24 protein-coding genes are annotated in these 25,154 nt (G+C 65.4%); 7 read left to right on the top strand and 17 right to left on the bottom strand.

The genetic code is table 11. The features are described 5' to 3' along the window. Positions 1-2: 2 nt before the first annotated feature. On the top strand, positions 3-1,379 hold the full coding sequence (locus VIG32_00330) for a S41 family peptidase (protein ID HEY8296457.1): 1,377 nt from the start codon (positions 3-5) through the stop codon (positions 1,377-1,379). Here the strand turns inward: VIG32_00330 and VIG32_00325 are convergent. The 3 genes from VIG32_00325 to VIG32_00315 all read right to left on the bottom strand — a co-directional run bounded on the left by VIG32_00325 (position 1,376) and on the right by VIG32_00315 (position 6,305). Further along, positions 1,376-2,053 (bottom strand): HAD-IB family phosphatase, encoded by a 678-nt coding sequence (locus VIG32_00325; protein ID HEY8296456.1) that lies wholly within the window; start codon positions 2,051-2,053, stop codon positions 1,376-1,378. The genes VIG32_00330 and VIG32_00325 overlap by 4 nt on opposite strands. 8 nt (positions 2,054-2,061) lie before the next feature. Then, a complete protein-coding gene (locus VIG32_00320; GenBank protein ID HEY8296455.1) occupies positions 2,062-4,893 on the bottom strand; it encodes an Rne/Rng family ribonuclease in 2,832 nt (943 codons plus the stop codon). Positions 4,894-5,102: 209 nt separating this feature from the next. Continuing rightward, positions 5,103-6,305 carry a hypothetical protein gene (locus VIG32_00315; protein HEY8296454.1) on the bottom strand — a complete coding sequence of 401 codons (1,203 nt, stop codon included), beginning with the start codon at positions 6,303-6,305 and terminating at the stop codon, positions 5,103-5,105. Between the two features lie 24 nt (positions 6,306-6,329). On the opposite strand from VIG32_00315, the gene VIG32_00310 reads away from it, so the two are divergent. Beyond that, a complete protein-coding gene (locus VIG32_00310; GenBank protein ID HEY8296453.1) occupies positions 6,330-6,935 on the top strand; it encodes a class I SAM-dependent methyltransferase in 606 nt (201 codons plus the stop codon). Here the strand turns inward: VIG32_00310 and VIG32_00305 are convergent. The 6 genes from VIG32_00305 to VIG32_00280 form a co-directional block, all read right to left on the bottom strand. Beyond that, entirely contained in the window at positions 6,932-8,836 is a 1,905-nt protein-coding gene (locus VIG32_00305; protein HEY8296452.1) for an EAL domain-containing protein, read from the bottom strand. The two genes, VIG32_00310 and VIG32_00305, sit on opposite strands and share 4 nt — an antisense overlap. 63 nt (positions 8,837-8,899) lie before the next feature. Further along, complete coding sequence (gene rodA / locus VIG32_00300) at positions 8,900-10,033, bottom strand: rod shape-determining protein RodA (protein HEY8296451.1); 1,134 nt, start codon at positions 10,031-10,033, stop codon at positions 8,900-8,902. A 10-nt stretch (positions 10,034-10,043) separates the two neighbouring features. Further along, positions 10,044-10,418 carry a cell division topological specificity factor MinE gene (gene minE, locus VIG32_00295; protein ID HEY8296450.1) on the bottom strand — a complete coding sequence of 125 codons (375 nt, stop codon included), beginning with the start codon at positions 10,416-10,418 and terminating at the stop codon, positions 10,044-10,046. Beyond that, positions 10,415-11,284 (bottom strand): septum site-determining protein MinD, encoded by an 870-nt coding sequence (minD, locus tag VIG32_00290; protein ID HEY8296449.1) that lies wholly within the window; start codon positions 11,282-11,284, stop codon positions 10,415-10,417. Before minD (VIG32_00290) ends, minE begins: the two co-directional genes overlap by 4 nt. A gap of 2 nt (positions 11,285-11,286) precedes the next feature. Then, the gene (gene minD, locus VIG32_00285; GenBank protein HEY8296448.1) at positions 11,287-12,081 is read right to left on the bottom strand and encodes a septum site-determining protein MinD; all 795 of its coding nucleotides are present in this window, start codon (positions 12,079-12,081) and stop codon (positions 11,287-11,289) included. 8 nt (positions 12,082-12,089) lie between these two features. Then, on the bottom strand, positions 12,090-12,929 hold the full coding sequence (locus VIG32_00280; protein ID HEY8296447.1) for a septum site-determining protein MinC: 840 nt from the start codon (positions 12,927-12,929) through the stop codon (positions 12,090-12,092). Between the two features lie 184 nt (positions 12,930-13,113). Here VIG32_00280 and VIG32_00275 point away from each other — a divergent pair, with 184 nt between their 5' ends. Together VIG32_00275 and VIG32_00270 are read left to right on the top strand one after the other, a co-directional pair. Next, a complete protein-coding gene (locus VIG32_00275) occupies positions 13,114-15,168 on the top strand; it encodes a M48 family metalloprotease (protein HEY8296446.1) in 2,055 nt (684 codons plus the stop codon). Positions 15,169-15,188: 20 nt separating this feature from the next. Continuing rightward, positions 15,189-16,172 carry a hypothetical protein gene (locus VIG32_00270; GenBank protein HEY8296445.1) on the top strand — a complete coding sequence of 328 codons (984 nt, stop codon included), beginning with the start codon at positions 15,189-15,191 and terminating at the stop codon, positions 16,170-16,172. On the opposite strand, the gene VIG32_00265 is transcribed toward VIG32_00270, so the two are convergent. Next, positions 16,159-16,896 (bottom strand): RDD family protein, encoded by a 738-nt coding sequence (locus VIG32_00265; protein ID HEY8296444.1) that lies wholly within the window; start codon positions 16,894-16,896, stop codon positions 16,159-16,161. The genes VIG32_00270 and VIG32_00265 overlap by 14 nt on opposite strands. Positions 16,897-16,949: 53 nt before the next feature. Between VIG32_00265 and VIG32_00260 the strand changes: the two genes are divergently transcribed. Beyond that, positions 16,950-17,927 (top strand): stage II sporulation protein M, encoded by a 978-nt coding sequence (locus VIG32_00260; protein HEY8296443.1) that lies wholly within the window; start codon positions 16,950-16,952, stop codon positions 17,925-17,927. On the opposite strand, the gene VIG32_00255 is transcribed toward VIG32_00260, so the two are convergent. Genes VIG32_00255 through VIG32_00235 form a run of 5 tightly spaced genes read right to left on the bottom strand, consistent with a single transcriptional unit; the run spans position 17,919 to position 22,844 of the window. Next, positions 17,919-19,256 (bottom strand): DUF58 domain-containing protein, encoded by a 1,338-nt coding sequence (locus VIG32_00255; protein HEY8296442.1) that lies wholly within the window; start codon positions 19,254-19,256, stop codon positions 17,919-17,921. The two genes, VIG32_00260 and VIG32_00255, sit on opposite strands and share 9 nt — an antisense overlap. After that, positions 19,243-20,205 carry a MoxR family ATPase gene (locus VIG32_00250; GenBank protein ID HEY8296441.1) on the bottom strand — a complete coding sequence of 321 codons (963 nt, stop codon included), beginning with the start codon at positions 20,203-20,205 and terminating at the stop codon, positions 19,243-19,245. The genes VIG32_00255 and VIG32_00250 overlap by 14 nt, the downstream gene beginning before the upstream one ends. After that, positions 20,202-21,281 (bottom strand): DUF4350 domain-containing protein, encoded by a 1,080-nt coding sequence (locus VIG32_00245; protein HEY8296440.1) that lies wholly within the window; start codon positions 21,279-21,281, stop codon positions 20,202-20,204. The genes VIG32_00250 and VIG32_00245 overlap by 4 nt, the downstream gene beginning before the upstream one ends. Beyond that, entirely contained in the window at positions 21,271-21,912 is a 642-nt protein-coding gene (locus tag VIG32_00240; protein HEY8296439.1) for a DUF4129 domain-containing protein, read from the bottom strand. Before VIG32_00240 ends, VIG32_00245 begins: the two co-directional genes overlap by 11 nt. Then, positions 21,909-22,844: a hypothetical protein gene (locus VIG32_00235; protein ID HEY8296438.1), complete on the bottom strand. Its 936-nt coding sequence runs from the start codon at positions 22,842-22,844 to the stop codon at positions 21,909-21,911. Before VIG32_00235 ends, VIG32_00240 begins: the two co-directional genes overlap by 4 nt. A 55-nt stretch (positions 22,845-22,899) precedes the next feature. On the opposite strand from VIG32_00235, the gene VIG32_00230 reads away from it, so the two are divergent. After that, positions 22,900-23,577, top strand: a complete 678-nt coding sequence (locus VIG32_00230) for an MOSC domain-containing protein (protein ID HEY8296437.1) — start codon at positions 22,900-22,902, stop codon at positions 23,575-23,577. On the opposite strand, the gene VIG32_00225 is transcribed toward VIG32_00230, so the two are convergent. Together VIG32_00225 and VIG32_00220 are read right to left on the bottom strand one after the other, a co-directional pair. Next, positions 23,475-23,846, bottom strand: a complete 372-nt coding sequence (locus VIG32_00225; protein HEY8296436.1) for a transcriptional regulator — start codon at positions 23,844-23,846, stop codon at positions 23,475-23,477. The genes VIG32_00230 and VIG32_00225 overlap by 103 nt on opposite strands. Beyond that, complete coding sequence (locus VIG32_00220) at positions 23,839-24,441, bottom strand: hypothetical protein (GenBank protein ID HEY8296435.1); 603 nt, start codon at positions 24,439-24,441, stop codon at positions 23,839-23,841. The genes VIG32_00225 and VIG32_00220 overlap by 8 nt, the downstream gene beginning before the upstream one ends. Positions 24,442-24,518: 77 nt before the next feature. Between VIG32_00220 and VIG32_00215 the strand changes: the two genes are divergently transcribed. Further along, positions 24,519-25,148: a class I SAM-dependent methyltransferase gene (locus VIG32_00215; GenBank protein HEY8296434.1), complete on the top strand. Its 630-nt coding sequence runs from the start codon at positions 24,519-24,521 to the stop codon at positions 25,146-25,148. Positions 25,149-25,154 lie beyond the last annotated feature (6 nt).

The raw sequence follows: 25,154 nt of genomic DNA, 5'->3' as shown, positions 1-25,154 counted from the left end.
ATATGAATCGTCTGGCTTCTCTCTTGCTCACCGGTGCGCTCCTCGTTGGAGTCGCGCAGCTTCCGGCCGCGAACGCGGCAGCCACGAGCGGCCTGTCGCCGCTCGACGCCGAGCAGATCGGGGTCAGCTACGCGCGCCTAACCAACGAATTTTATAAGAAGACCGACCCGCAGTCGATCGTCGACGGAGCCCGCACCGGGCTCTCGAAAGCCTTAAGCACGGCGGGCGTACGCGCGTCGCTGCCGGCGATCGGTGCGACCGCAAGCGCGACGCAGAACGCGCACGCGGTCGACCGCGAAGTCGAACTCGCGTCGCGCGCGGCCGGATCGAAAATCAGCGCGCATCTCCTCAGTTACGCCGCGATCGCCGGCATGCTCGGGTCGGTGCACGATCGCTATACCGTATTTCTCACGCCGAAAGAATACGCCGCACTCAACTCGGGCCTCGACGGCGGATCGTTCTCCGGCACCGGTATCGTCATCCAAGCCGACGATCAAACCAAGTACATCAACGTGAGCAACGTGGTCCCTAACGGGCCCGCCGACAAAGCCGGAATTCAACAAGACGACCTCATCACGGCGATCGACGGTGCGTCGACGCACGGCATGAAGCTGGACAAAGCTTCGTCGAAACTGCGCGGCTTGGCGGGTACCAAAGTCGCGCTGACGATCGTACGCGACGGCAAGGCGCTGCCGTCGCCGATTCTGGTGACCCGCGCGACCGTTCACGAACTCTCTGTTTATGAAAAGATGCTCCCCGGAAAGATCGGATACGTCGCGCTCACGGTCTTCGGCCGCGATACCGGCAGCGAACTCACGACGGCGCTCGATCGCCTGCAGCAGCAGGGCGCGCGCGCGATCGTCATGGATCTTCGCGATAACGGCGGCGGCTACCTCAACGCGGCGGTCGACGTGAGTTCGAAATTCATTCCGAGCGGTCCGATCGTCTCGGTCGAATCGCGCGCGTCGCAAATCACGACGCTCGAAGCGAACAACACCGCGATCAGCCCGCTCCCGCTTGCGGTGCTCGTAAACGGCCACACCGCATCGGCCTCGGAGATCACCTCGGGCGCCATTCAAGACGACGGCGTCGGCACGATCATCGGTACGAAGACCTTCGGTAAAGGCGTCGTGCAGAATATCTGGCCGCTGCCCGACGGGTCCGCCATCAAGATCACGACGGCGCGCTATCTGACGCCGCACAACCGCGACATCAATCATCTCGGCATCGCACCGGACATCACGGTGGCGGAGAGCAAGACCGATCGTTACGGCGTGGTGGGCAAAGACGCGCAGTTGTCGCGAGCGGTCAATTTCCTCGACGACAAACTCGCCCACATGGGAACGGCGCCGGCGAGTAACGGCGGCACCAACAACTAGCCGAAGAGCGCGACGGCGATCTCGGCAAACGAAACGAACGGCGTAAACCCGACGCCGTTTTTTCGTAGGTAGCCCTCGAGGGCCCGGCCGCGTTTGGCGAAACGGCGATCCGCCTCGCGCGCGGCGGCAAAATCCGAATACCCATCGCCGGCAAAAACCACGGTCGTGCCATCGGCGCGTGCGGCTCGAACCGCAGCCGCCTTGTCATGACCGTTGTCAGAAGCGTCGCGAAAGTGCATGCACCATCCGTCGCTCCGCGCCACGACCGAGTTTGCGAGAACCGGGAGATGCCCGAGTCCGTTGCGCTGTAGCGCGCGTTCGATCAGCGCTTGTACGCCCGAACTCAAGACGACGAGCGGGATGCCGGCGAACTCGCAGCGCCGCGCGAACGCAGCGAAGGCTGGATCGAAGGTCGTCGTGCGGGCGAGCAGCGCGTCGGCTTGTTCGATCGTACCGCGGATCGATCGCGCTTGCGCCGCGAGCACGTCGCGCAGACTCATGCTGCCGTCGTGCAGGTGCGATTCCTGCATCGCCCATTGCTCGGGCGAACTGCTCTGGCGCACGAGCACGTCGAACGTGTCGCGATCGGTAATCGTCCCATCGTAATCGACGAAGACCGCAAGACGCGGCGGCGGACGCTCGAGGCGACCGCCGTCGCTGGAGGACTCGGCCAAGCCGAGTCCTAGCTTTTCTTCTTGCGAACCGGGCTCTTCGACGAGCTTGTCTTACGCGTCGAAGCGACCTTTTTGACCGCCGGTTTCGCTGCGGCCGCGGGTGCCTTCTTCGCGCGCGCAGTCGATTTTACGGGTGCCGGTGCGACCTTTTTCGCCGGCGCGGCGGCGCGCTTGGGCTTCGCCTCCGCGGCCGGAGCCGGGGCGGCGGGCTTTTTGCGAGCGACGCGGGTCGACGGTTTCGCCTCGCTAACCGGCTCGGGCGCGGTCTTCGCGCGCGGTACCCGTTTGGGTTTCGCGGCGGTCCCGGCGGGAAGCGCGGTGAGTTTCGGCGATGCCAACTCGCCGCCGAGCTTGGGAGCCGGGCTCGCCGGGCTCCGGCGTCGGGCCGGCTTGGTGGGCTTGACGTCGTCCTCCGGAGCGCGCAGATGCGGCGGCGGCGCTTCGACTGCCGGCGGCTGCACGCGACGGTTCCACGGCGCGATCGCCCGCGAGGGTTCGCGAGGTGCGGTCTGACCCGTGGGTTCCGCATTGCCGTCGGCACTCACGCGAAAGATGTGACGATCGGGCGAGACGGGACCCGGCTCCGCAACCGGCGTCGTGCCGCCCGGCGCTCCCTCGCCCGCTCCCCGGCCGCCGCGCCCGCGGCGCCGGCGACGGCGGCGACGGCGATGTCCGCCCTCGCCATCGGGGGCTTCGTGCGGAACGAACGCACCGTTGGACGGAGCGGCCGCCGCGGGTTCGCCTTCGGCTTCGGACTGTTCGTCCTCGTCCTCGTCGGCTGCATCGAGTTGCGCGGCGGCACTCTGCGGCGGAATACCCGCCTGCATCGTCTCCTCGCCCGCCACGCCGCGTCCGCGTCCGCGCCTGCGGCGCCGGCGGCGTTTGCGATGAGCGTCGCCGCCCTCGGCTTCGGCGCCCTCGCGATCGATGACGATCGCACCGGGCTCGTGCTCGGCCTTGGCTTCTTGACGGAGCACCTTGACGGTTTGCTCCTCTTCCTCGGTCACGGTCGTGATGCCGATCGGCGGCCGAACGACCTTCGCCGCCTCTTCCGCCAATTCGCGCAACTGGCGCGTCTGTTCGGTTGCGGTCAACTCGGTCTTGCGTCCGCCGCGTCCGCGGCGGCGGCGCTTCTTGGCATCGCCCGAAACGATCGCCGCCGACGACGCAAGTTCGCCCAGGGCGAAGTCGTCCTCGACGTCGATGAGTTTGATGCGCACGGTTTGGCCGCTCATGTTCGCGGCATTTTCAACTTCCACGATGCGGCCGTCGAGAACGGCTGCCGCCGAGTTGGCGTTGGGAAGGCGGCCGCCGAGCAGTTCGACCTCGTGCTCGTCGCCCACGCGCAGCGTGCCGTCGGCCTTATTGAAATCGGCGATCGCGCGCACGCGCGTCTTCTCGGGATGCAGTGCCGGATCGACGCGAACGTGGATCGGCGATTGCAGCTCCTTGCCGAGTTCTTCGGTCTCGTCTTCGTACCAGAAGTCGAGCTGCGCGGCAACGTAAGGCGAGGCTTCGACGAGAATCGGGTGCTTGTGATCGTGCTCGCCTTCGGCGCGAATCTTGCGCAGCGTCTCGATCGCGATCGATTGCGACGACATGACCGAGCCGACGCCGCTGCACGTCGGGCACGCGCCGCGCAGCTGCGCGCCGAGATCCTTACCGACGCGTTTGCGCGTGAATTCGAGCAGACCCAGATTGCTAAACGATTGAATGGTCGCGCGCGTACGATCTTTACGCAGGCCGCCCTCGAGGGTTGCGATCACTTTATTTCGCGACGACTCCGAAGACATGTCGATGAAATCGCAGACGATAATTCCGCCGATATCGCGCAGCCGCACCTGGCGGGCGATCTCCGCTGCCGCCTCGATGTTCGTTTTAACGATCGTGTCTTCGAGATTCTTGCCGCCGGTGAATTTTCCGGAGTTGACGTCGATCACGGTGAGCGCTTCGGTCGTCTCGATCACGATCGAGCCGCCCGACGGCAGGTTGACCTTCGAGCGCATCAACTTCATCAGCTCTTCGTCGATCTTGTAATCTTTGAAGAGCGAGCGCCCCGAGTTGTAATATTCCAAACGGTCGAGATACTGCGGTCCCAGCAACTGCAAAAAGTCGCGGACCTTCTTGTACTCGCTCTCGTTGTCGATGAGCACCTTGTCGACGTCGGCCGTCACGAAATCGCGCGCGGCTTTATAGACGAGGTTCATGTCTTTGTGCAAGAGCGCGGGCGAAGCCGCTCGCTTGAAGGTTTCGAGAATCCCGTGCCACATGCGGATGAGCACGCCGAGATCGGCGATGAGTTCCGCTTCGCTCACGCCGGCGGCGGCCGTGCGGACCACGGTGGCCATGCCTTCGGGACGGATGCGCTTCATGACCGCTTTGAGCCGGTTGCGCTCGTCGGCGGACTCGATCTTACGCGAGACGCCGGAGTATTTTCCGGTCGGCATCAAGATGAGATAGCGGCCCGGCAGCGAGATGTTCGTGCTGATGCGCGCGCCTTTGAGGCCGCGCGGCTCTTTGACGATCTGCACGAGGACGTCGTCGCCGCGATTGACCTTCTCGTTGATGGTCCAACCGGTTCGGCCTTGCGTGATCTCGACGTCGCCGATATTGAGCGGCGTCTTATTGATGTCGTCGACGTAGAGAAACGCGTTGCGTCCCAGACCGATATCGACGAAGCTCGCGCCCATGCCGGGCAGCACGTTCTGAACTTTTCCCTTGTAGATCGAGCCGATGACCTTTTCTTCGCGCTCGATGTAGATCTCCGAGAGCACTCCGCCCTCGATAATAGCGACCCGGTTCTCCCAGGGATCGCTCGAGATGAGGATCTCCGTTGACAAATTTCTACCTAACCCTTTTCAGGTTGAGGCCCTGGCTTCGGCCGTCGAACTCCTCCGCGAGAACGTCCCGGGCTGGCCGGCTTCATCCGATGAAGCCTCCTGCGGTCACTCTCGAGCGGGTACTCTAGCGAGCTCCAGCGCTCTCAAAAACTTCTTCTCACCGGCGGCCCCATCACGTAACGCGAGCCCTTCCGATATGCGGCGAGGGTTCACGGAGCGGGCGCCGGGGACCTTTGGGGCGCCGGGTTGCGACCGCCGGGCCCGAGTCCGAGCGCGCGATAGACCTCGCGATTCTTGCGCCGGCCGCCGATATCGATCTCCGCGCTTGCGAGCGCTCGCAGCTCGCGCAAAACGTAGAGATCGTTCACTGCCAGATGCGCCATCGCATCGATTTCGATCCGGGCCAGCGTCGAGGATTCGACCACCGGGCGCAAGTCCGTGACGTTCGGCAGGTGCGCTATCGCCAACGTTTGCAGCCGAGCCAAACCGCCGAGCGGCGGCAACGAGCGAACTCCGCGCAGACCGCGCAGATCCAGCTCGCGCAGGTTCGCACAGTCGACGATCGCCGCTACATCGTCGCAGTCGCCGTAGCGCACGATGAGCCGCTCGAGTTCCGCTCCGGCGAGCGCCCCCAGATCGCGCAGCGGCGAATCGACGAGCGTCAACGCGCGCAGCGACGGAAGGCGCCGAAGCGCGGCGCGAGAGAGTGCCGCGCCGTGCAGTTCGAGCGCCCGCAAGCGCGGCAGCGGCGGCGGATCGAACGCCGCGCCGGCGCGCGGGCCGACGACGAGCGATTCGAGGTGCGGCGCGAGCGCGCCGAGCACGTCGAACGACGGCAGAGCGACGTCGAGGTGCAAATGGCGCACGGCTGCGAATCGCGCGAGTTGCGCCGGGTCGAAGGCGTGCCGCCGGAAGCCGTGAACGCGCAGCCCGGACTGCGGGCGCGCTCGCACGGCGCGCGCGAGGGCGTCGAGATCGGCCTCGTCGAGCGGCTCGCTGTATTGCAGACGAACGGCGGGACTCGCGCTCTCGAAGCGCGTTCGGTCCAGCGGCGAGCGCACTTCGCGGATCGCTAACGCGTCGGCCACGCCGCGCAGACGGCGCTCGATTAACGCGGCCGGCTCGAAGCGCGCGTCGGGAATCGCTTCGAACGAAGCGGCCGGCCCCGGCGGCAAGGGCCAACGCTCGCGCGTAAAGCCGTCGAGCCGGGAAAGCCGGCGCCAGCGCGCGTCTTCGAGTCCGTCGCCGCGGAAAAACCCACGCCAAAACGCATCGGCCGGTTCGCGACGTTCGGAGGCAAAAAAGTACCCGTAGAGACGCGAGCGGTCGGCTCGTGCGATGATGCCGACGGCCTCGCGACCCGCCGCTAACGGCACGGCGAACCAGTCGCCTTCTTTGTAACGGCGTTTCACGTGCGGGCGCGGAACGTACGATGGATGAGCGGCAGGCGCAACGGGCAACGGTTCGACGCGGAGAACGGCGTCACCACCGAAGCGCTGCTCTTTCTCGGCGAACTCGATCCCGAAGCGATCGGCGACGCGATGGCGGACGCCACGCATTACGAGCCGGTACCGATCGCCGACTTCGACGTTCTGCTGGCCGCCGTGCCGCAGCCGTACGACGGCTACACGTTCGTCGATGCCGGTTCGGGCATGGGGCGCGCGGTGATGCTCGCCACGCTGCGGCCGTTTCGCGCGATCGTCGGCGTCGAAGTTTCGCCGGCGCTCCACGAAATTGCCGCCGAGAATCTCGCCGTTTGGCGCAAACGCGACGGCCTGCGTTGCCGCGACGTGCGCCTCGCGCGCGCGAACGCAGCGGAGTTTGCGTATCCGCCCGGCGACCTCGTCGTCTTTCTTTACAATCCGTTTGGAGCGGCAACGCTCGCGCGTACCGTGGCGCGCATCGTGCAGACACGTTCGCCTCGCGACCGGCTCTTTATCGCGTATCACACGCCCGAAGGGCGCGCTTCGATCGATCTGGACCCGGCGTTCGAACTGACGGCGCAGAAGGCGTTCGGCCGCGTCTACCGCCGGCGCAGTTAGAGCGGCGCGCCCGCTGCCGAAAGATCGGCGTGCAGCGCGGCGAGCAAGTCGTGGGGCGGAAGCGGCCGCGCGAAATGATAGCCTTGTCCGTACTGGCAGCCGAGTTCGCGCAAGGCGTCGGACTGCGCGATCGTTTCGATACCTTCGGCGACCACGCAGAGACCGCAAGCCGCTCCCAACCGCACGAGCATCTCCACGATCGAGCGGCTCGTTCGGCCGTCGGGCAAATCGATGATGAACGATTGATCGATCTTGAACCAATCGATCGGAAACTCTTGAATGTAGCGCAGCGACGAATATCCGGTTCCGAAATCGTCGATGCACAGCTCGACGCCGGTCGCCTTGAGCCGCTGCAGCACGCCGCCCTCGTAGCGTTCGCTTTCGAGAATCGACGTTTCGGTGATCTCGAGCGAGAGTTGCCCCGGAGCGAGTCCGTAGTCGGAAAACAATTTGCTCAAAAACTCCGGCAATCCGGGATGAAGCACTTCCTGCACGGAGAGATTCACGTTGAGCCCGAGATGCAATCCGGGAATCGCGCGCTTCCATTGCGCCAGTTGCGCGCAGGCGGCGTTGAGTACGAATCGCCCGACCGGAACCATCAAACCCAACTCTTCGGCCAACGGTAAAAACTCGGCGGGCCCGAGCGTGCTTCCGTCGGGAAGATTCCAACGCAGCAGCGCTTCCACACTCACGATGCGGCGGTTTTCGAACGAAACGATCGGCTGATAAACCAGCGAGAATTGCCGCTCCTCGATCGCGCGGCGCAGATTGGAGCGCAGCGCGAGCCGCCGCGCGGCCTCTTCGTGCATCGCTTCGGTAAAGTAAATGCGGCGCGCGCGGCCGAGGGCTTTCGCACGGTACATGGCGGTGTCGGCGTCGCGCAGGACGTCGTCGATCGATTCGTAGCGCGGCAGCATCGGCGCGATACCGATGCTCGCGGTCATGTCGAGCGTGCGGCCCATCAACGCGTGCGGACGCCGCAGCGAGTCTTCGATCGCCTCGCCGATTCGGTCGAGCCGTTCGGGCGTCGCATCGGTGATGAGCACGGCAAATTCGTCGCCGCCCAAACGCGCGACGACGTGGCTGTCGCCCGCGATGCGCCGCAGACGATTCGCGGCCTCGACCAGCACGCGATCGCCCGCCAGATGTCCGAGCGAATCGTTAATCGCTTTGAATTCATCGAGATCGAGAAACAGCACCGCGTACTGGATGCTCGGATCTTCGCGCACCTCGGCGAGCGACTGCGCGAGCCGCGCGGAGAAGACCGAGCGATTCGGCAGGTTGGTGAGCGTGTCGTGCGTCGCTTCGTATTGCAGGCGATTCTGCGAACGCGCGTTCGCAAGCGCCAGGCCCATCAGATTTACGAAGACTTGCATCGCGCGCAGCGTAAGCGTGTCGGGGATCTTCCCGTTGGCCGGGCCGTCGGGCGACATGTAGCCGATCATGCGGCCGTCGCGATCGTGCAAGGCGAGCAGCATCGCGTCGCGTTCGAGCCACTGGTTGGGAAACTGGCGAACGGCGTGATTGGGCTGGATGCCGGTATAGATCGACTGCTCCCAGTGAACCTCGGTCTCGGCCGGGAAGAAATAGCAATCGTCGAAGAACCGCGTCGCACTCGCGAGCAGCCGTTCCAATTCGGCGCGTTCCACCGGCTCGCCGAGCCGCTCGCGAACGACCTCTTCGCTATAGCCAAAGACCACGCGGCGGCGCAGCTGCCCGTCCGGCTCGTCGGCGGCGACCATGCTCACCCAGCGGAAACCGAAGAGTTCGTGCACGCCGCGGGCGAGCGAATAGAGCGCCGCATCAAGACTCTCGGCGCTCAGTACGTCGCGGGTAATTTCGAAAAGCCGCTCGAGCTCGGTGACGTTGCTCGGACTCTCGTTCGGTCGCAGTTCCCTCATTGCTAATCTTTGAGGGTTATCGGTAGGCCGGCCCCCTTTCGCGAGGCGCCGGCCCCGGCCGGGTTAGGCGTTGCCCAAGACGTCGCGGTCGCGCTGGGAGTAAATGTTCAGCAGCATCCCCACGGCGGCAAAATCGGTGAGGACGGCCGAGCCGCCGTACGACAAAAACGGCAGCGGGATCCCGGTGATCGGCATGATCCCGATCGTCATTCCGATATTGACGACGATATGGAAGGTCAGCATGGCGACCAACCCCGTCGCGAGCAAAAAGCCGTAGCGGTCGCGCGCGGCCAGCATAGACGCAATTCCCCCGTAGAGCACGAAGGCATAGAGGGCCAACAACACGACCGAGCCGATGAAGCCCAGCTCCTCGCCGATCACCGTAAAGATGAAATCCCGAGAGTGCTCGGGCACGAAATTGAGCTGCGTTTGGGTGCCGTGATGGAGGCCGCGCCCGAACCACTCACCGTTTCCGACCGCGATCTTCGACTGATTGAGATTGTACCCGGCGCCTTGCGGGTCGGCCTTCGGGTTGAGGAACACGAGCAAGCGCGCTTTTTGGAACGGTTTGAGAATGATTTTCGTGCCGACCGTCACCAGCGCCGCCGCAAAGACCGACGCCGCGTAGATGCCGAAATCTTGCAGGCTTTCGAGGCCGAAGAACAGCTGCGAGGAGAGAATCGCCAGCACGACCAGCGTCGTGCCGAGGTCGGGCTGCTTGAGGATGAGCAGGGCCGGAACCGCGACCAGCGCCAAGGGCCGCCAAATCTCCTTGAGATGACCGTATTCGCCGCGGCACAGGATCCACGCGAGCGAGATGGCGAGGACGAGCTTTGCGAACTCCGATGGCTGGAATGTGCCGAGCGGGCCGAGCGAGATCCAGCGCTGTGCGCCGAGCGCGCTATGCCCGTGAACCAAAATGAAGAGCAGCAGACACAGGTTCAAGCCGTAAAGCCACGGGGCCCAGCGCTGCCAGATCCGATAGTCGATTCGGGCGAAGCCCAGCATAACGCCGATGCCGACGACCGCGTAGAGGATTTGCTTCTTGAACTCGGCCGACGGGTTGGCGGCGTGAAGGTCCGCCGACTGAATCGCGACGATCCCGAGCAATGCCAAGACGACGCACGGCACCGCGAGCGCCCAATTGAAGTTTCGAAGCGACCGCCGCGTCTGAGAGCCGAGCGTTATGCTTGCCACGGCAATGCTGTTACGTCGCCGGAGCCGGATTCGCTTTCTTGCGGCGACGGCGGCGGGGCGTCGCCGGCTTCGGCGGCGCGGATCCAGCCTGGGGCTCGTCCGGCTTGGCGCCGCCCGGGCCGTCGTCGCGGTTGCGATTGACGCCCAAGATCGGAATGTTGGCAAGCATCGCCAGCGCCTTATCTTGCTGTTCGAAGTTCACTTCGATTCGCGTGCGATCGACTTCGACGTATTTTGAGATAACGTCGACGAGATCGCGCTTCATGCGGTCGATCATATCCGGCGCGAGCGAAAGATGATCGGACATCAACACGAGCCGCAATCGTTCTTTGGCGGTCGAACTCGAGGTCTGCTTTCCGAAGAGTTTATTGAAAAATTCGATCATGCGCGGCGCCCCCCGAAGATCGAGCCGAGCTTGTCCATGAACGACTCCCGGCAATCGACCGTCGGCGCGGGCACGTCTTCGCCCGCGATGCGCGCGGCGATGGCGTGATAGGCGGCGGCCGTCTTGGAGTCGTCGCGCAATGCGAGCGGCTCGCCCTTGTTCGTCGAAACGATCACCTCGGGCTCGTCGGCGATCACGCCGAGCAGCGGGAGCCGGAGAATCGCATTGACGTCGTCGACCGAGAGCATCTTGCCCTTGCGCACCAGCTGCGGACGTACGCGATTGATGACCAGCTGCGGGCGAAAGCGGTTGCCGAGCAATCCGACGACCCGGTCCACGTCGCGCACGGCGGAGACTTCGGGCGTGCAGACGACGATCGCTTCGTCGGCGCCGACGACCGCATTGCGAAAGCCCATCTCGATACCCGCCGGACAATCGACGAGCACGTAATCGAATCGCTCGCGCAGACTTTGCACGAGCGCGCGCATCTTTTCGGTATCGACCTCGTCCTTCTCGCGCGTTTGGGCGGCCGCGAGCAACTGCAGCGTCGGCGAATTCTTATCGGTGACGAGCGCCTCGTCGAGCGAGACCTTCTCTTCGAGCACGTCGAGCACGTGATATTTCACGCGGCTCTCCAATCCGAGCACGATATCGAGGTTCCGCAGGCCGACGTCGGCATCGACGAGCGCGACGCGCGCGCCGCGCCGCGCGAGCGCCGTGCCGAGATTCGCGGTCGTCGTCGTTTTGCCGACGCCGCCTTTGCCCGAGGTGATCACGATCGCGCGGCCGAGCGTCGCGGGTGCGGTCGCCGGCGCGTCGCTCGCGCCTTGCGTGCCGTCGTCGGGAGTCTGTCGGAGAACGTGCATGATCAGCCTGCTTTCAGCGCACCGAAGAGGCGCCCAAGGAATCCTTGGTTATCGAGAGTGGTAAATGGAACGATCTCGCCGTCGAGCCGGCGCGCGATCTTTTCGTAGATACTCTTGAGACGATTCTGATCGTTGAGCACGATCGGCTCGCCGCGATTGGTCATGTCGATCACTTCTTCGTCGTCGGGAACGATACCAAGCAGCTCCGCCGAGAGGATCTCGCAGACGTCTTCGACCGAGAGCATGTCGCCGCTGCGCACCATCTCGGGCCGGATGCGATTGACGATCAGCCGGATCGGGATCGAACGCTCCTGCAGCTTGCCGATCACGCGGTCGGCGTCGCGAATGGCGCTAACCTCCGGCGTCGTCACCACGATCGCTTCGCCGGCACCCGCGATCGCGTTGCGAAAGCCGCCTTCGATACCGGCGGGACAATCGATGAGCACGAAATCCGCGAACTCTTCCAAATCGTCGATCACCGCAGCCATCTGCTCGGGCGTTACCGCGTCTTTGTCGCGCGTCTGCGCCGCCGGAAGGATCGCGAGCGATTCGAAACGTTTGTCTTTGATGAGCGCCTGCCGCAGTTGGCAGCGGCCCTCGACGACTTCGACCAAGTCGAAGACGATGCGCTTCTCCAAGCCGAGCACCAGATCGAGATTGCGCAGGCCGATATCGGCGTCTACCAGCACCACGCGATGCCCGCGCTTGGCGAGCGCCGCGCCCACGTTGACGGTCGTCGTCGTTTTACCGACGCCGCCCTTGCCCGATGTCAGAACGATCTTGCGTGTTGCGCTCATTGGCCCCCTTAAGTTGCGACGTGTTCGACACGGTCGAGCGGAACGACCACGATGCGCTCGTCTTTAACGTACGCCGCTTCCGGCCGTACGAGTGCGAGTTTGCGCCGGTTTTCGTTTTCTGCAGCGATGAACGTTGCGATGCGCAGTTGCGTCGCCGCAAGTTCGAGTGCGTACACCTTTGCAGATTGCAAGCCCTGCGCGCCGGCGTGGGCGACGCCGCGCAGCGCTCCGAAGACGACGATGTCGCCGCTGGCGACGAGCTCGGCACCGGGATTGACGTCGCCGACGATCACGATGTTGCCGACGTTGTGCAGCGATTGGCCGCCGCGAAGCGTGCCGACGTGGTAGAGCGTGCCCGGGAGGCTCGCGGGCGGTGCGACCACGCTCAACTGCGCGTGCGGCAGAACGACGTGGCGGACGCTTGCCTCACCGCGCTTGCGGCGCTCCGCAATATCCGCGCGGGCGCCCGCGAAGTCGGGATCGAGCGATTTCGCGGCCTCCGAGAGCTGGATCTCACGTTTGGGCCGCAGCGCGCGGCGCCGGGCGAGCTCCTGACCGCCATCGACGGCGGGCGCATAGGCGACGCCGCTCGAGACGGCGATGGCCTCGAGAGGTGCGGTTCCGCAGAGACGGGTCAATGCGATCCCGCCGCCTTCGAGGGTCGCGCGCAACCGCTCGAACTGGGCCGGCGTGGGAACGGCGGTGCCGAAGGCGGCCGTCGCCGAGCTGCCCCGATAGAAGCCGGGCCGCTCGCCTAAGCGGCTCTCCAACTCGGTCAGAGCTTCGTCGAGGTCGCGCTCGGCAAACACCACTTCGAGGCCGAGCCCCTTTCCGCGCAACAAGGTCATCGTGTGCTGCGGTTCCTAGGGAGTACCGGCAACGCCCTGCGCCCTCCACACCCGCCCCACAAGTTCGTTAGAATTATCCACATCCAATCCACAATGCCCGGCGTAACGCAGGAACCCGCTCCGACGTTCTGGGAGAGCACCCTCCGCAACATCGCGCCCGGCCGCGGGTAAAGGATGAAACCCTATGTACCGCCGCATCGTCCCCATCGCGTTGATCGTCGCACTTCTGAGTGCCATATGCCCGGCACCGGCGCTTGCACTTTCGACCGCCGCCGAGATTCAACTCGGCAAGCAGACCGACGAACAAATCACCGCGCAGAGCGCCATCGATACCGATCCGCTCCTCAACGAGTGGGTGCAGCGCGTGAGCGAGAGTCTCTGGAAACAGACGGCGCGTAAAGACGTTCCCTACAACATCAAGATCATCCACGACTCCGGGATTAACGCGTTCTCAACGCTCGGCGGCTATCTGTACACGCAGACCGGCCTTTTGGACTTCGTTCAATCCGACGACGAACTCGCGGGCGTCCTGGGACACGAAACCGGACACATCGAGCGCCGCCATGCCGTCACGATGCAAGCCAAGGCGCAAATCCTCAATCTGCTCTTCGGCATCGCGTCGCTCTTTTCGCCGATTATCTACCACTTCGGAAATCTGATGCAGGCGGGCATCATGGCGAAAATGTCGCGCGCCGACGAGTTGCAGGCCGACCAATACGGATTGCTCCTCATGTCGCGCGCCGGTTACGATCCCGCGGCCATGATGACGATGATGCAGCATCTCGGCGCGCTCGAAAACGCGCACTCGGATTTGGTCACGCACTATCTCGAGGACCATCCGGGCGCACCCGCGCGCCTCTCGCACATGCTCGGCTACACCGAACTCGATCCCAAAGTCGTGACCGAGCAGCAGCGCACGGTGCGTGCGCTGCACGATCTCGATACCGCACGATACAACATCGCCATGATGGACCTGCAGACGATCGTCAAGGAAGACCCCAAGAACCAGCAGGCCATGTTCGCGCTCGGCCAGAGCCAACTCGCACTCGGTCAATTCAACAAGAGCGAGCAAACGCTCGGGGAAGTCGCCCAAAACGGCACGCCGGAGGTGCAAGTCGCGGCCAAAGAGCGCATCGCGGCGCTGCGCCAGGTGGAAGATAAACGCGTCAACTTAACGCAGCCCAATCTCGGCGACTTGCGCGCCAAACTCGTCGCGGCGCATTCGACGCAATCGCAAGCGGTCGCCCAGATCGGCGCGCGCCACGACCAGGGTCGCGACCAGCTCAAATCGCTGCGTAACCGGCTCGACAGCATCTCGTACGAGATTCCCGACTTCAGCCGCATCGAGATCAAACGCGGATCGCGGCTCGAAGCGGTCGTCAAGAATCTCTCGACGATGTCGCGCGCGATCAACAGCGCGCTCGACGACGCGAACAGCACGATTAGCGGCGTCGGAACCACCGACCCGAAGACCGGCAAACTCAGCGGACTGCTCCAAGAGAACGCGGATATCCTCACCGAGATGAACGCGCCGCTGCGCGATTCTCCCATTCCATCGCAATCGATCGCGGTCTTTCCGTCCTACCCGCACATGCTCTCCGAACTCTCGGCGGCCGACGGCGATATGGTTCGCGCGGTCGATGCCGGACGGGGCTCGGCGCTGCAGATCGATTCGGGTCTCGGCGATCTCGATATCTTCCTCAAGCGCCTGCAGCAAGTACAGCTCAACTACTTCGGCGACATCAGCCAACAGGATTACAACGAGCTCGTTCCGCTCATGCAGAAAGCCTCGACCTCGCTCGGCCAGGCGGCGACCTCCGCGTCGGAGGCCGACCAGCTCTTCAACATGGCCAAAGCCCGGCAACTCGGCGCGCGCGTTACGATGCTCGGCGTCGGAACCTCGCAACCGCGGTACGCCACGCTGCAAAAAGCCCTCGACGTGCGCTTCGCCGCCGACGGCGTCGAAGCGATGAGTTACGCGGACATGCTCCATCGCAACCTCACGCCGGGTGACGTTGCCGAAGCCACGATCGTCGCCGCCGATACGAAGACGACTCCGGAAGCGATCGTACGCGAAGCCGAACGTACGCACCGTTCGATCGTCGACGTCGCCAACGCGCGCGGCATGGAATCGCTCTCGCTCGAAATCTTCATGGGGCTGGTCTACCTCGACTACACCGACGATCCGCTCAAAGAGTCGCGCCTAACCTCAACCGGCGGCACCTACGGCGACGTCTGATTTCTGGGTAAGGGGCGTTCATGGCAGCTGCTGCGGGCGACATCTTGCGCATGGTTCGAAAAGGCATCGACGTCAATGCCGTGAGTGCGAACGTGCGCAAACCATTTCGCTTTTATCTCGCGGGCGATCCGGCGCTGGTGGCGGCGATGCGGACGCTCTTGCTCTCGGGCCACGACGATTCGGTGCCGCTCGACGCGGGCGCGTGTCTCGAAACGCTCGTACCGGGGCGGCCGGTCGCGACCGATACGCGGGCGGGAACCCTGGTGCTGTTTTTGGCCAGAGCGGGCGATCTCGCCGGCGCCGATTTGGCGTCGCTGCGCGCCATGCGACTGCCGATCTTCGCCATTACCGTCGACGAGAGCGCCTCGCCGGCCGGGCCGCCGAACGCGCCGGATGCGGGCACCGTCGCGGAGTACGCCGTTCCGGCGATATCGCGCGACGCGCTGCGCGGCCGCGTTTTCCCGCACGTGGTCGATGCGTGCAAACGCGTGGAGATCGCCGTCGGGCGGCGCTTGCCCGTGTTGCGCGAGAGCGTCGCGGCCAAGCTCACGCGCGACGCCGCCAATAACGCGCTAAAGGTCGCGCTCGCGAGCGCCGTCGTCGATCACATTCCCATCGCGGGGTTCGTGCTCGGAGCCTTTGCTTCGGCCGGCGACATGGTGGCGATCACCGGCATTCAGATGATGCTCTTACTGCATATCGAGGCGACCTACGGCCGCGATCCCGATGTGGGGCGCATGTGGGCGCTGCTGCCGGTCGTCGGCGGCGGGTTTGGCTGGCGCATGCTCGCGCGCGAGCTTTCCGGATTCATTCCGGTCGCCGGAATTGCGATCAAAGGCGCGATCGCCTATGCGGGCACGATCGTCGTTGGCGAAGGCGTTGCGTTCTTTCTCGAACACGGCAAACACATGACCCCGGGTGAGGCCAGCTCGATCTACGAGAGCACGAAGACCGAAGCGCTTAACTTCGCACGCGACCTGGTGACGCGTATCACGAAGCGTTAAGCCGCCCCAGCAGATCGTCGTCGTCGAGCACTTGAAGGTCGCGAGAGAGCCGCGGGCGCAGCAGGTTTGCGAGCTGGGCGGCCATCCGCGCCCGGTACTGCGGTGCCATCGCATCGCGCCGCGCGCAGAAGCGCGCGATCAACGCACGCTCGTCCTCGTCGAGCATCGAGAAGCCGGCAGTCGAGTGCGGGACCGCCGGCGATAAATCGGCGGCGCGTTCCACGCGCGCGTCGCGCACCACGATCGTCCCCGCGGCAAAATCACCGAGGCGTTTATTCTCCGCCGAGAGCAGCGTGGCGATCGCGCTAATCGCGTAAAAACCGGCTGCGGCTTCGCCGACTCGAACCAGATTGCGAATCAGCGAACTGCCGAAATCCAGCGGATAGCCGCCGTCGCGCACGACGCGGATTCCAAGCGCCTTCTTGCCGGGCGTCTGACCGTCCCAAAACGTCTCGAGGACGATGAAATACCCGAAAAAAACGAGGAACACGATGCCGACGACGATCGCCACGCCGATCGAGCCGGCGAGCCGGCCGCCGGCGGCCGCGCTCTTGGCGTGCGGTACGTGCGCGGCGAGCAACGCGAGCGCCCAAAAGATCGCGCCGATCACCGCCAGCTGAATCGCTAAATCGAGCGCGACGGCAAGAAAGCGGCTCCCCAATCCAGCCAGATCGTAGGAGAATCGAATCGATTCCGGAGTTCGTACGCTGATGCTGCGATCCACCGCGCGCGACATTCGACAGGCCCCGCCGGGACCCGCTCGAACGCACGACCTGCGTGCAAGAATCCGCCTTCGTCGCTCGACGCCAGGCCTCGTGGGAACGCCTCGAGGGGTTGTTGACGCGCGCCGCGCGCCGCGGCCTGCGGCGCCTCGGCGCGGACGAACTGATCGAACTCGGGCGGCTCTATCGCTGGGTGACCTCCGATCTCGCGTACGCGCAAGGCCGCGGATACAGCGCGCGGCTCGAACACTACCTCAATCGTTTGACCGCTCGCGCGCACGCCCGCGTCTACGCCGGTACGCTCGAGAGCGGCCGCGCGCGCGCGCTGCGGTATTTCACCCGAACGCTTCCGAACGAGTTTCGCCGATCGTTCGGCTTCATCTTCATCTGCATCGCACTGACCGTGCTGTGGAGCGCGATCGCCTACGCCGTCGTCGCGCAGCGTCCGGCCGACGCCTACGCGCTGCTGCCGGCCTCGATCGTTCCCGGACACATCGCGAAGAGCTTGCACGATTCCAACTTCGCCTTCGCGCCGCAAAACTCGCCGGCGATGGCGAGTCTGATCATCCAGAACAACGTTCGCGTCTGTATTCTGGCTTTCGCGGGCGGCATCGTGACGCTCGGCATCGGCACGGTGTACGAGATCGTCTTCAACGCGTTGATGCTCGGCGCGCTGGCAGCGCTCTTCGCGCGCGCCGGCTTTGGCTACGATTTTTGGGCGACGATCGCGCCGCACGGCGTTATCGAACTGACGGCCATCCAAATCGCCGGCGGCGCGGGTCTGCTGCTCGCCGCCGGCGTGATCTATCCCGGCCGGTTGCGGCGTAAAGACGCCCTCGCGCGCAACGCGCGCCGGGCGGGCGTGCTCTTCGGCGGCGTCGTCGCCATGCTGCTCGTTGCCGGCACCATCGAGGGATTTTTCTCGCCGCTGCGGTTCTCCGCCGGCGTGCGCGCGAGCGTCGGGCTACTCACGGCAATCGCGCTCGTACTCTACTACGGCTTCGCGGGGCGCGCGCGCGATTCGCTAGAGTAGTCCGCGCTGTTTTATCCGCAGGTATTCATCGATGAGCGCGGTGTTCAACCGTTGCGCCGGAACGTCGATGACGTGCGCGCCCAAACGTTCGAGCACGGCCGCCGCCGCACGCCGTTCCTGCCGAAGTCCGAGTGCGACGCTCGTCGCGTAGACGTCGAGCGGCCGTTCCGGCGGCGTCGCGATCGCCCGGTCGATGGCGGCGTCGTTCATGAACGCGATCACGATTAGATGGCGTCGCGCGAGCGTACCGATCTCCGCGAGCACCGTACTCTGCGCCACCGGATCGACCATGTCGGTAAAGAAGACGATCAGACTTCGCTTGTGAAGGTGCGCGCGCAGATAGGCAAACGCGGCAACATAGTCCGACTCTTCGAAGCGCGGTTCGAGATCGTGCACGGAGGCGGCGAGCCGCCCCAAGCCTGCCGAACTCGCTCGCGGCGCCTGCGCTAAGAGAATCTCGCGCGCGAACGCAACGATACCGACCCGGTCGCTCGCGAGTCCCGCGATCGAGGCGACCGAGAGCGCCGCGGTGATCGCGAAATCGAACTTTCGCTGGTCGTTGCATCGCGGCGTCATCAATCGGCCGGCATCGAGAACGAGCATGACGTTCTGACTGCGTTCGACCTCGTAGTCGGCGACCGTTAGGCGGCCGCGGCGCGCCGTCGCCTTCCAGTCGATGCCGCGAAACGCGTCGCCCGCGCTCCAATCGCGCAGGCTCTCGAACTCGGCGCCCGCGCCGCGCTGACGCATTTTGCGCAAGCCGGCGTCGATGAGCCGGTTGCGCGCACGCAACGCGCCGTACCGTTCGACCGCCGAGAGATCCGGATAGACCCGCCCGCGCGCCGGCGCCTCCACCCGCATTCGCCGGCGCAGCAGCCCAAGGCTATTTTCGAACCAGAGATAGAGCGCGCCGAAGACGACGGTTCCTCGCGTGCGCGGCGTCACCGGCCGCTCGAGCGTCGTACGGCTGCCGGGCGGCGCGATCGCTTCGACCTCGTCGACATCGTAGGCGATCGCTTCGACCGGCGTGTCGACGACCCCGAAACGGATCGCGCGCGCCGACGCGTTCGTCAGCACGTACCCGAGCCGCGCCGCGGTTCGCAGCGCCAGGTGCTCGAGTTCGGTGCGCTCGAGTGCGATCCGCGAACGGGCGGGTCCGATCGATGCGTCGATCGCGACGCAGGCCGCGAGCGCAATCGCCGCGAGCAGCGCGAGTGCGAATGCGTTTGGAAACACGCCCGCAATGGCGAAGAGCGCGGCCACACCGCTCGCGAGCCAATACGCGCGCGGGGTGAACCAGAGCCGCAGGGATGGCTTAGGCCGCTTCACGCGGGACCGGCGTGGCGGCGAGAACGTCGGTCAGCACGTCGCGCGCGCTCACGCCCTCGATCTCCGCATGCGGCCGAACGATCAAGCGATGCGCTAGTACCGGTTGCGCGACCGCTTTTACATCGTCGGGGGTAACGAAGTCGCGTCCGTCGATCAGCGCGGCGGCCTGCGATGCGACCAACAGCGCGAGCGCGGCGCGCGGGCTCGCGCCCAACGCTGCGTGCGGGTGCGAACGCGTCGCGGCGACGGTGTCGTAGACGTATTTCTGGACGCTCGGCGAAACGTGCGTACGGCGCAACTCTTCCTGCGCCGCAATCACTTCGTCCGCCGAAGTCACCGCCCGCACGCCGGCCGTCTCGAGATCGCGCGCGTCGAAGCCGGCTGCCGCGCGGGCGATCAGCGCAAGCTCTTGCGCAGGCAACGGGTAATCGGCTTCGACCTTGATCATAAAGCGGTCGAGCTGCGCTTCGGGCAACGGATAGGTGCCCTCGTACTCGATCGGATTCTGCGTCGCACAGACCATGAACGGGCGCGGCAGCACGATCGCCGCGCCGTCGATCGTCACGCGCCCTTCTTCCATCGCTTCGAGCAGCGCCGACTGCGTTTTCGGCGGAGTGCGGTTGATCTCGTCGGCCAGGACGATGTTTGCGACGATGGGGCCCGGCCGAGTTGAAAACTGCAGCGTCTGCGGATTGAAGACGGTCGTTCCAACGACGTCGGCCGGCATAAGGTCGGGCGTAAATTGCACGCGCTTGAACTCGAGCCCGAGCAGCAGCGCGAGAGCGCGAACGGCGAGCGTTTTGCCCGTACCGGGCACGCCCTCGACGAGCACGTGCCCGCGTCCTAACAGACCGACGAGCAATCCGAACGTCGTCGCCTCGCCGCCGGCGATGATCTCGCCCATCGCCGCCTGAAGGCGCGTCGCCAGCCCGTGAGCCGATGTGGTCATTCGAGGTCCTTTCGCAGCCGCGTGCTTAACTGTCCCGCGCGCACGAGATCGGCCGCAGAGGGCCGCTCCACCCGTCGCAGAGCTTCCAGTTCGCGAAGGGTTTCGCGCCATCCGTCGCGATCGATCCGCGCGGCGGCGCGGGCCACCGAGTCCACGCAATCGGCGAGCGCCCGCCGCGCCGCGCCGCCGCGCGCCAAGAGTCGCGCCATCGAATCGATGTACGCCGCGGAATCGCGATCGCCGGCCGAATCCGCCGGCAGCGCCGGCGCAAACCGCAGGTTGGCGCCGACGAGGACGAGTGCGACGATCGCGAGCGCGATGAAGATCGCCACGTGTACGGGCGTTGGCAGCGCCGCCCAAAAACTGCGATCTTCCGCGTATCCGTGCACGCGTTCGTCGAACGCGACGAAGCCCACGGCGAGCAGATCGTACGCATAGCCGGCGTTCCCGGCGCGCGCGAGCGTGCGATTGCTGAAGATCGATGCGTCGGTTATCGCAATCACCCGTCCGCGCCCCAAGGGGTAGGCGATCCCAACGATCTTTCCGCGCGCCTTCAACTCCACGGCAACGCGACGCGCGACGCGCGCCGGATAAGCGCGCGCGAACGCGCCGTCGACGCGGCGCACCGCAACGGGCGCGAATCGCGCGACCGCCGTTGCGTACGCCGACGCCCGCCGCTGCGGTTGGGAGAAGGGAACCTTGAAGCGAGGGTCGCGGGTTACCGCCGGGTCGCCGAGCGCGACGAGCCGGCCGCCGCGTCTTACCCAGGCCAAGAGCGCATCCGCGTCGCCGCGAGTAAACTCGCCCTCGGGCTGGTTCGTCGCATCCGCGCTAATCACGAGCGTGCGAACCTCCGAACTCAAGAGCGCGAGCGGGCGCGCGAACGCGGCGGTTCGGATGCCTTCGCGGTCGAGCAGCTCGGCGAGTGCCGCATAGCCGTTGCGCCCGAAGTCGTAGGTGGAAAACACACTGGGCGGCGGAGGCGTCCGTTCTTGGCTCTGCAGGACGGCAAACCCCAACAGCATCGCGAGCCCGATACACCCCGCGACGATATCCCGGCTGCGTTTAGGGAACATGCGGGGCGCTCTCCCGAAGCAGCCGCGCAAACGCGTCGCGGGCGCGCGTCCACTCCGCTTCGCCGATCGGCGTCTGCGCGTAGGCCGCGGCGGTAAACGCACGCGCGATCGTTTCGAAGGGCGCGGCTAGCGCCGGACCGCGCGCGCTCAACGTTCGCTCGAATTCGCCGACCGTCGCACTCGCATCGCCGCTCACGACGCCGCGCAGGCCCAAGGCCGCAACCGTCGCGTTAAAAAGCAGCGCGATCGCGCGTGCGTACTCGCCGGCGGCGGCCGCGCGAACGCTGCGGTCGTAGACGGCGAACGCATCCGGTAACTTATCGATCGCAACGCCGTGCGATCCGGCCCGATTGCCGGGCACGAGTTCGCGCAGCAAACGGACCGCGACGACGACGAGCAGCGCCGCGATTGCGGCCAACGCCAGGTCGCCGGTCACGATCCCGGCCGCGTGCGAAACGTGTACGTGCGCGTTGAATGCGTCGATCAGCGCGGAGTACCGGTCGCGCACCCAGTCCCAGGCGATCGCGAGCCACGACTTCGGCCGCGGCCGCACGTGCTGCACGCCCAAATGGAAACGCGCGCCGGCGACGATCGCTCGCGCCAGCGCCGAGGGATCGTGCGCGGGAATCACGTCCCCGCGGTGAGCCGCTCGACGCTCGCCTGCAGATCGAGTCCTTCGCGCCGTACGCGCACGTCGTAATAGTAGACGGCGATGAGCACCGCCAAAAACGCCGTCGAGAGCAGCGAGACCAAGCCTTGCGCGATCGTGTCGACCAGATGCGATTTGAGAACCGCCTCAACGATTCCGACCGCGATCGTGGCGACGAGAATCAAGCCGAATTGAATCGCAAAGATCGCAAGACCGGCGAGCACCGCGCGCCAAAACTCCGAACGATTGAAAATGCGCGCGAACCCCGATCCGATCGCCGCGCCGACCGGCACGCCTTCGATGCCGACCGCATCGAACATGAACATGGCCGCGAGATAGAGCAGCATCAGCGAAACGAGCCAGGCGAGCAGCACCAGGAACGCCGCGACGCCGGCAACCACGCCGGCGACGGCGCTCGCTCGAAAGAGCACGATCGCGAGCCCGGTGAAAATGCCGATGCCGAGCGCGCCTGCGAAGATGGCGCCGGTCACGATCGCTAACTCGACCAAGAGCACGAGCAGAATCTGCGGCCACCGCGCGAGCGCGCGCCGGTAACAGCTCTGCCAATCGACCGGCTCGCGGGCGTAGAGCCGCGCGACGCCGATCGCGGTCGCGACGTTTGCGAAGGGCGTTAGCAGAAGTGCGGCTACGAGCAGCCACACGAGTGCCGGCGAGAAGGGCAGTGCGGGCGGCGCGGCACCCGGATGCGGGTGCGCGATCTGCTGCATGAAGATCGTCGAGATCGTGGACTGATCGGCCAGCACGAAGTAGTTCGCGATGCTGATCGGCACGAGCAGAAAGAGCGCGATAATGGAAAAGCCGGCGAAGTTGCGGACGTACAGCGTCACGGCGCGATCGAAGATCTCGCCGAGGCCCAACGGGCGAAGCTGCACGGGATCGACCGTGGCGCTCATGGTGGCGGCGCTTTCTTGAGGATTCCGACGCCTTCCTATGGTACACGTAGGGAGCATGGAGATATTGGGCACGCTCGCCTCAATCTGGCGCTACCCGGTGAAGAGCTTGGCCGCGGTGCCGCTGGATTCGACGCGGGTTGACATCGACGGATTACCGGGCGATCGCGCGGGGGCGCTGTACGTCACCTCGGAACACGCACGCACGGGGAAGCCCTATCGCGGGAAAGAGAGCGACCGCCTCCATCTTACGAGCGACGTGGCCCAGGCTGCCCGCTACGCCGCCGAAGCGAACGTGCGCGTCGAATATCGCGGCGAACCCAACGGTCACGTCTTCGATGACGCGCCGGTCTCGCTGATCGTCGATCGCTGGATCGACGAGGTCAGCGCGCACGTCGGCAGCGCGCTCGATCCGCGCCGCTGGCGGCCAAACTTTTACGTGCGTGCGGCGAAGGGCTTTGCTTGGAGCGAGCCCGAGCTGCTCGGCGCGATCCTCGAGCTCGGCGAGGTGCGGTTGCGCGTGAGCTCGACGATCGGCCGTTGCGTCACGACGACGTACGACGTCGAAACGGGCGCGCACGAGGACGAGGTGCTGCGGTACGTCGCGCGCCACCGCGGGAACGTTATGGGCGCCTACTGCGAAGTGGAGTTGGCCGGCACGGTGCGCGTCGGCGACGCCTTACGCTTGCGCGCGCGCCCGACGTCGCGCACGATCGCTTCGAGTTCGTCGATGTAGGCGAGAAATCGCTCGCGGCCGCCGGCGGTGATACGTACGACCGTTTGCGGGCGGCCGTTACCGGTGACGCGCGTCATCTCGACGATACCCATCTCGGCCAGTGCGTGCAAATGCCGATTGAGATTGCCGTCGGTCAGATCGCAAGCCTCTTGCAATTGCGTGAACGTCGCGCCGTCGGCGCTGCCGATAAGCGCGCTGCAGATCGCCAAACGTCCGCGCTCGTGAAAGACGCGATCGAGTCCCGGGAAGGCAAACGGCGCATCACTCATGACGTCCCTCGCGCACGACGAAGAAACCGATAAGGATCTGCCCCAACCCGAAGCCGAACGGCAGAACCCACCATGCGAGACCGATCGCGGGCGGTACGAAAAACAGCCCCATCCCCAAGAGCATGAACGCCGCTGCGATCGGCGCGACCGCTCGCGGGACCATCATGCGCGAAGCGAAGAGTCCGACGCCGTAGCAGCCGTACCAGATGCCGGGCAGATACGCAAACGAGTTTGCCAGCAGAAACGCGGCGGAGAGTGCGGCGCCGAGCACGAGCGCCGGCAGCATCGAGTATCCGGCGGTTGCCGTCTGCCAGCGTTCGCGCGCGGTGGCGTCGTTCACGTACCAGTGCGCGATCGCGCCGTAGTTTACGACGGCCGCCGCGGCGCAGCACGCAAACCAAATCGCGAAATAGAGGTGCTCGGCGTGCGCGCCGCGCGGATGCGGCACGAGCGCAAATTGCACGACGCCGGCCGCCAGCGCGAAGACGCCCGAGACCATGGCGGCGACGCCCGAGTAGCCTTTGAAGCGCTGCGCGTGACCGAGACGGTCGCGAACCTCCGCGATATCGGCCAACGCGCGCTCGAGGTCGGTCATAATCACTTTGTAACACAAAGTAACGCGCCTCGCAAGCGCCGCAACCGGGATTCGCCTGCGGCGAGTCACACAGCCAGATGAGTTTTTGCGATTTCGTGCTCTCGCGCGTTCGCCGCCCCTCGCGTATCCTCGAGATCGGCGCCGGATCGGGCGAACTGACGCGGCAGCTGGGGGCCGTCCACGACGTTCTGGGCATCGATCCCCGCGCGCCCGACGAGCCCGGACTCTCGCGGATTGCGTTTGAGGCGTTCGACGCACCGCAGCGTTCGTTCGACTGCGCGGTCATGCAGCGCGTCCTGCATCATCTGCCCGACCTCGACGCGGCGCTCGATCGTATCGCCGAACTCTTACGTTCCGACGGCAAGATCTTTATCGACGATTTTGCGATCGAAAAGATGGACGAAACGACGGCGCGCTGGTTCTGGGAACGCTGGAAGACGCTCGGCGTGACGCGCAAAGGACCGCCCCCGGCGAGCTTCGAGCAGTTTCTCGACGAATGGCGGACGAGCAAACGCGAATGTCACACCGGTCGCGCGATGCACGATGCGTTGACCGCGCGTTTCGACGAAGGCGTCTTCGAGTGGGGGCCTTACGTAAGCTTCGAGCTCGGCGACCCCGCGACCGAGCCGCTCGAACGCGCCGCGATCGCACGCGGCGAGATCGCCGCGCTGGGCCTCCGGTACGCAGGCGCGCTCGCGATCCTGTAGCATCGA

Source organism: Candidatus Baltobacteraceae bacterium, assembly GCA_036559195.1.
Classification (GTDB): Bacteria; Vulcanimicrobiota; Vulcanimicrobiia; order Vulcanimicrobiales; family Vulcanimicrobiaceae; genus JALYTZ01.
The sequence above is the reverse complement of the archived record's forward strand: the minus strand, read 5'-3'. Positions and strand labels throughout refer to the sequence as shown.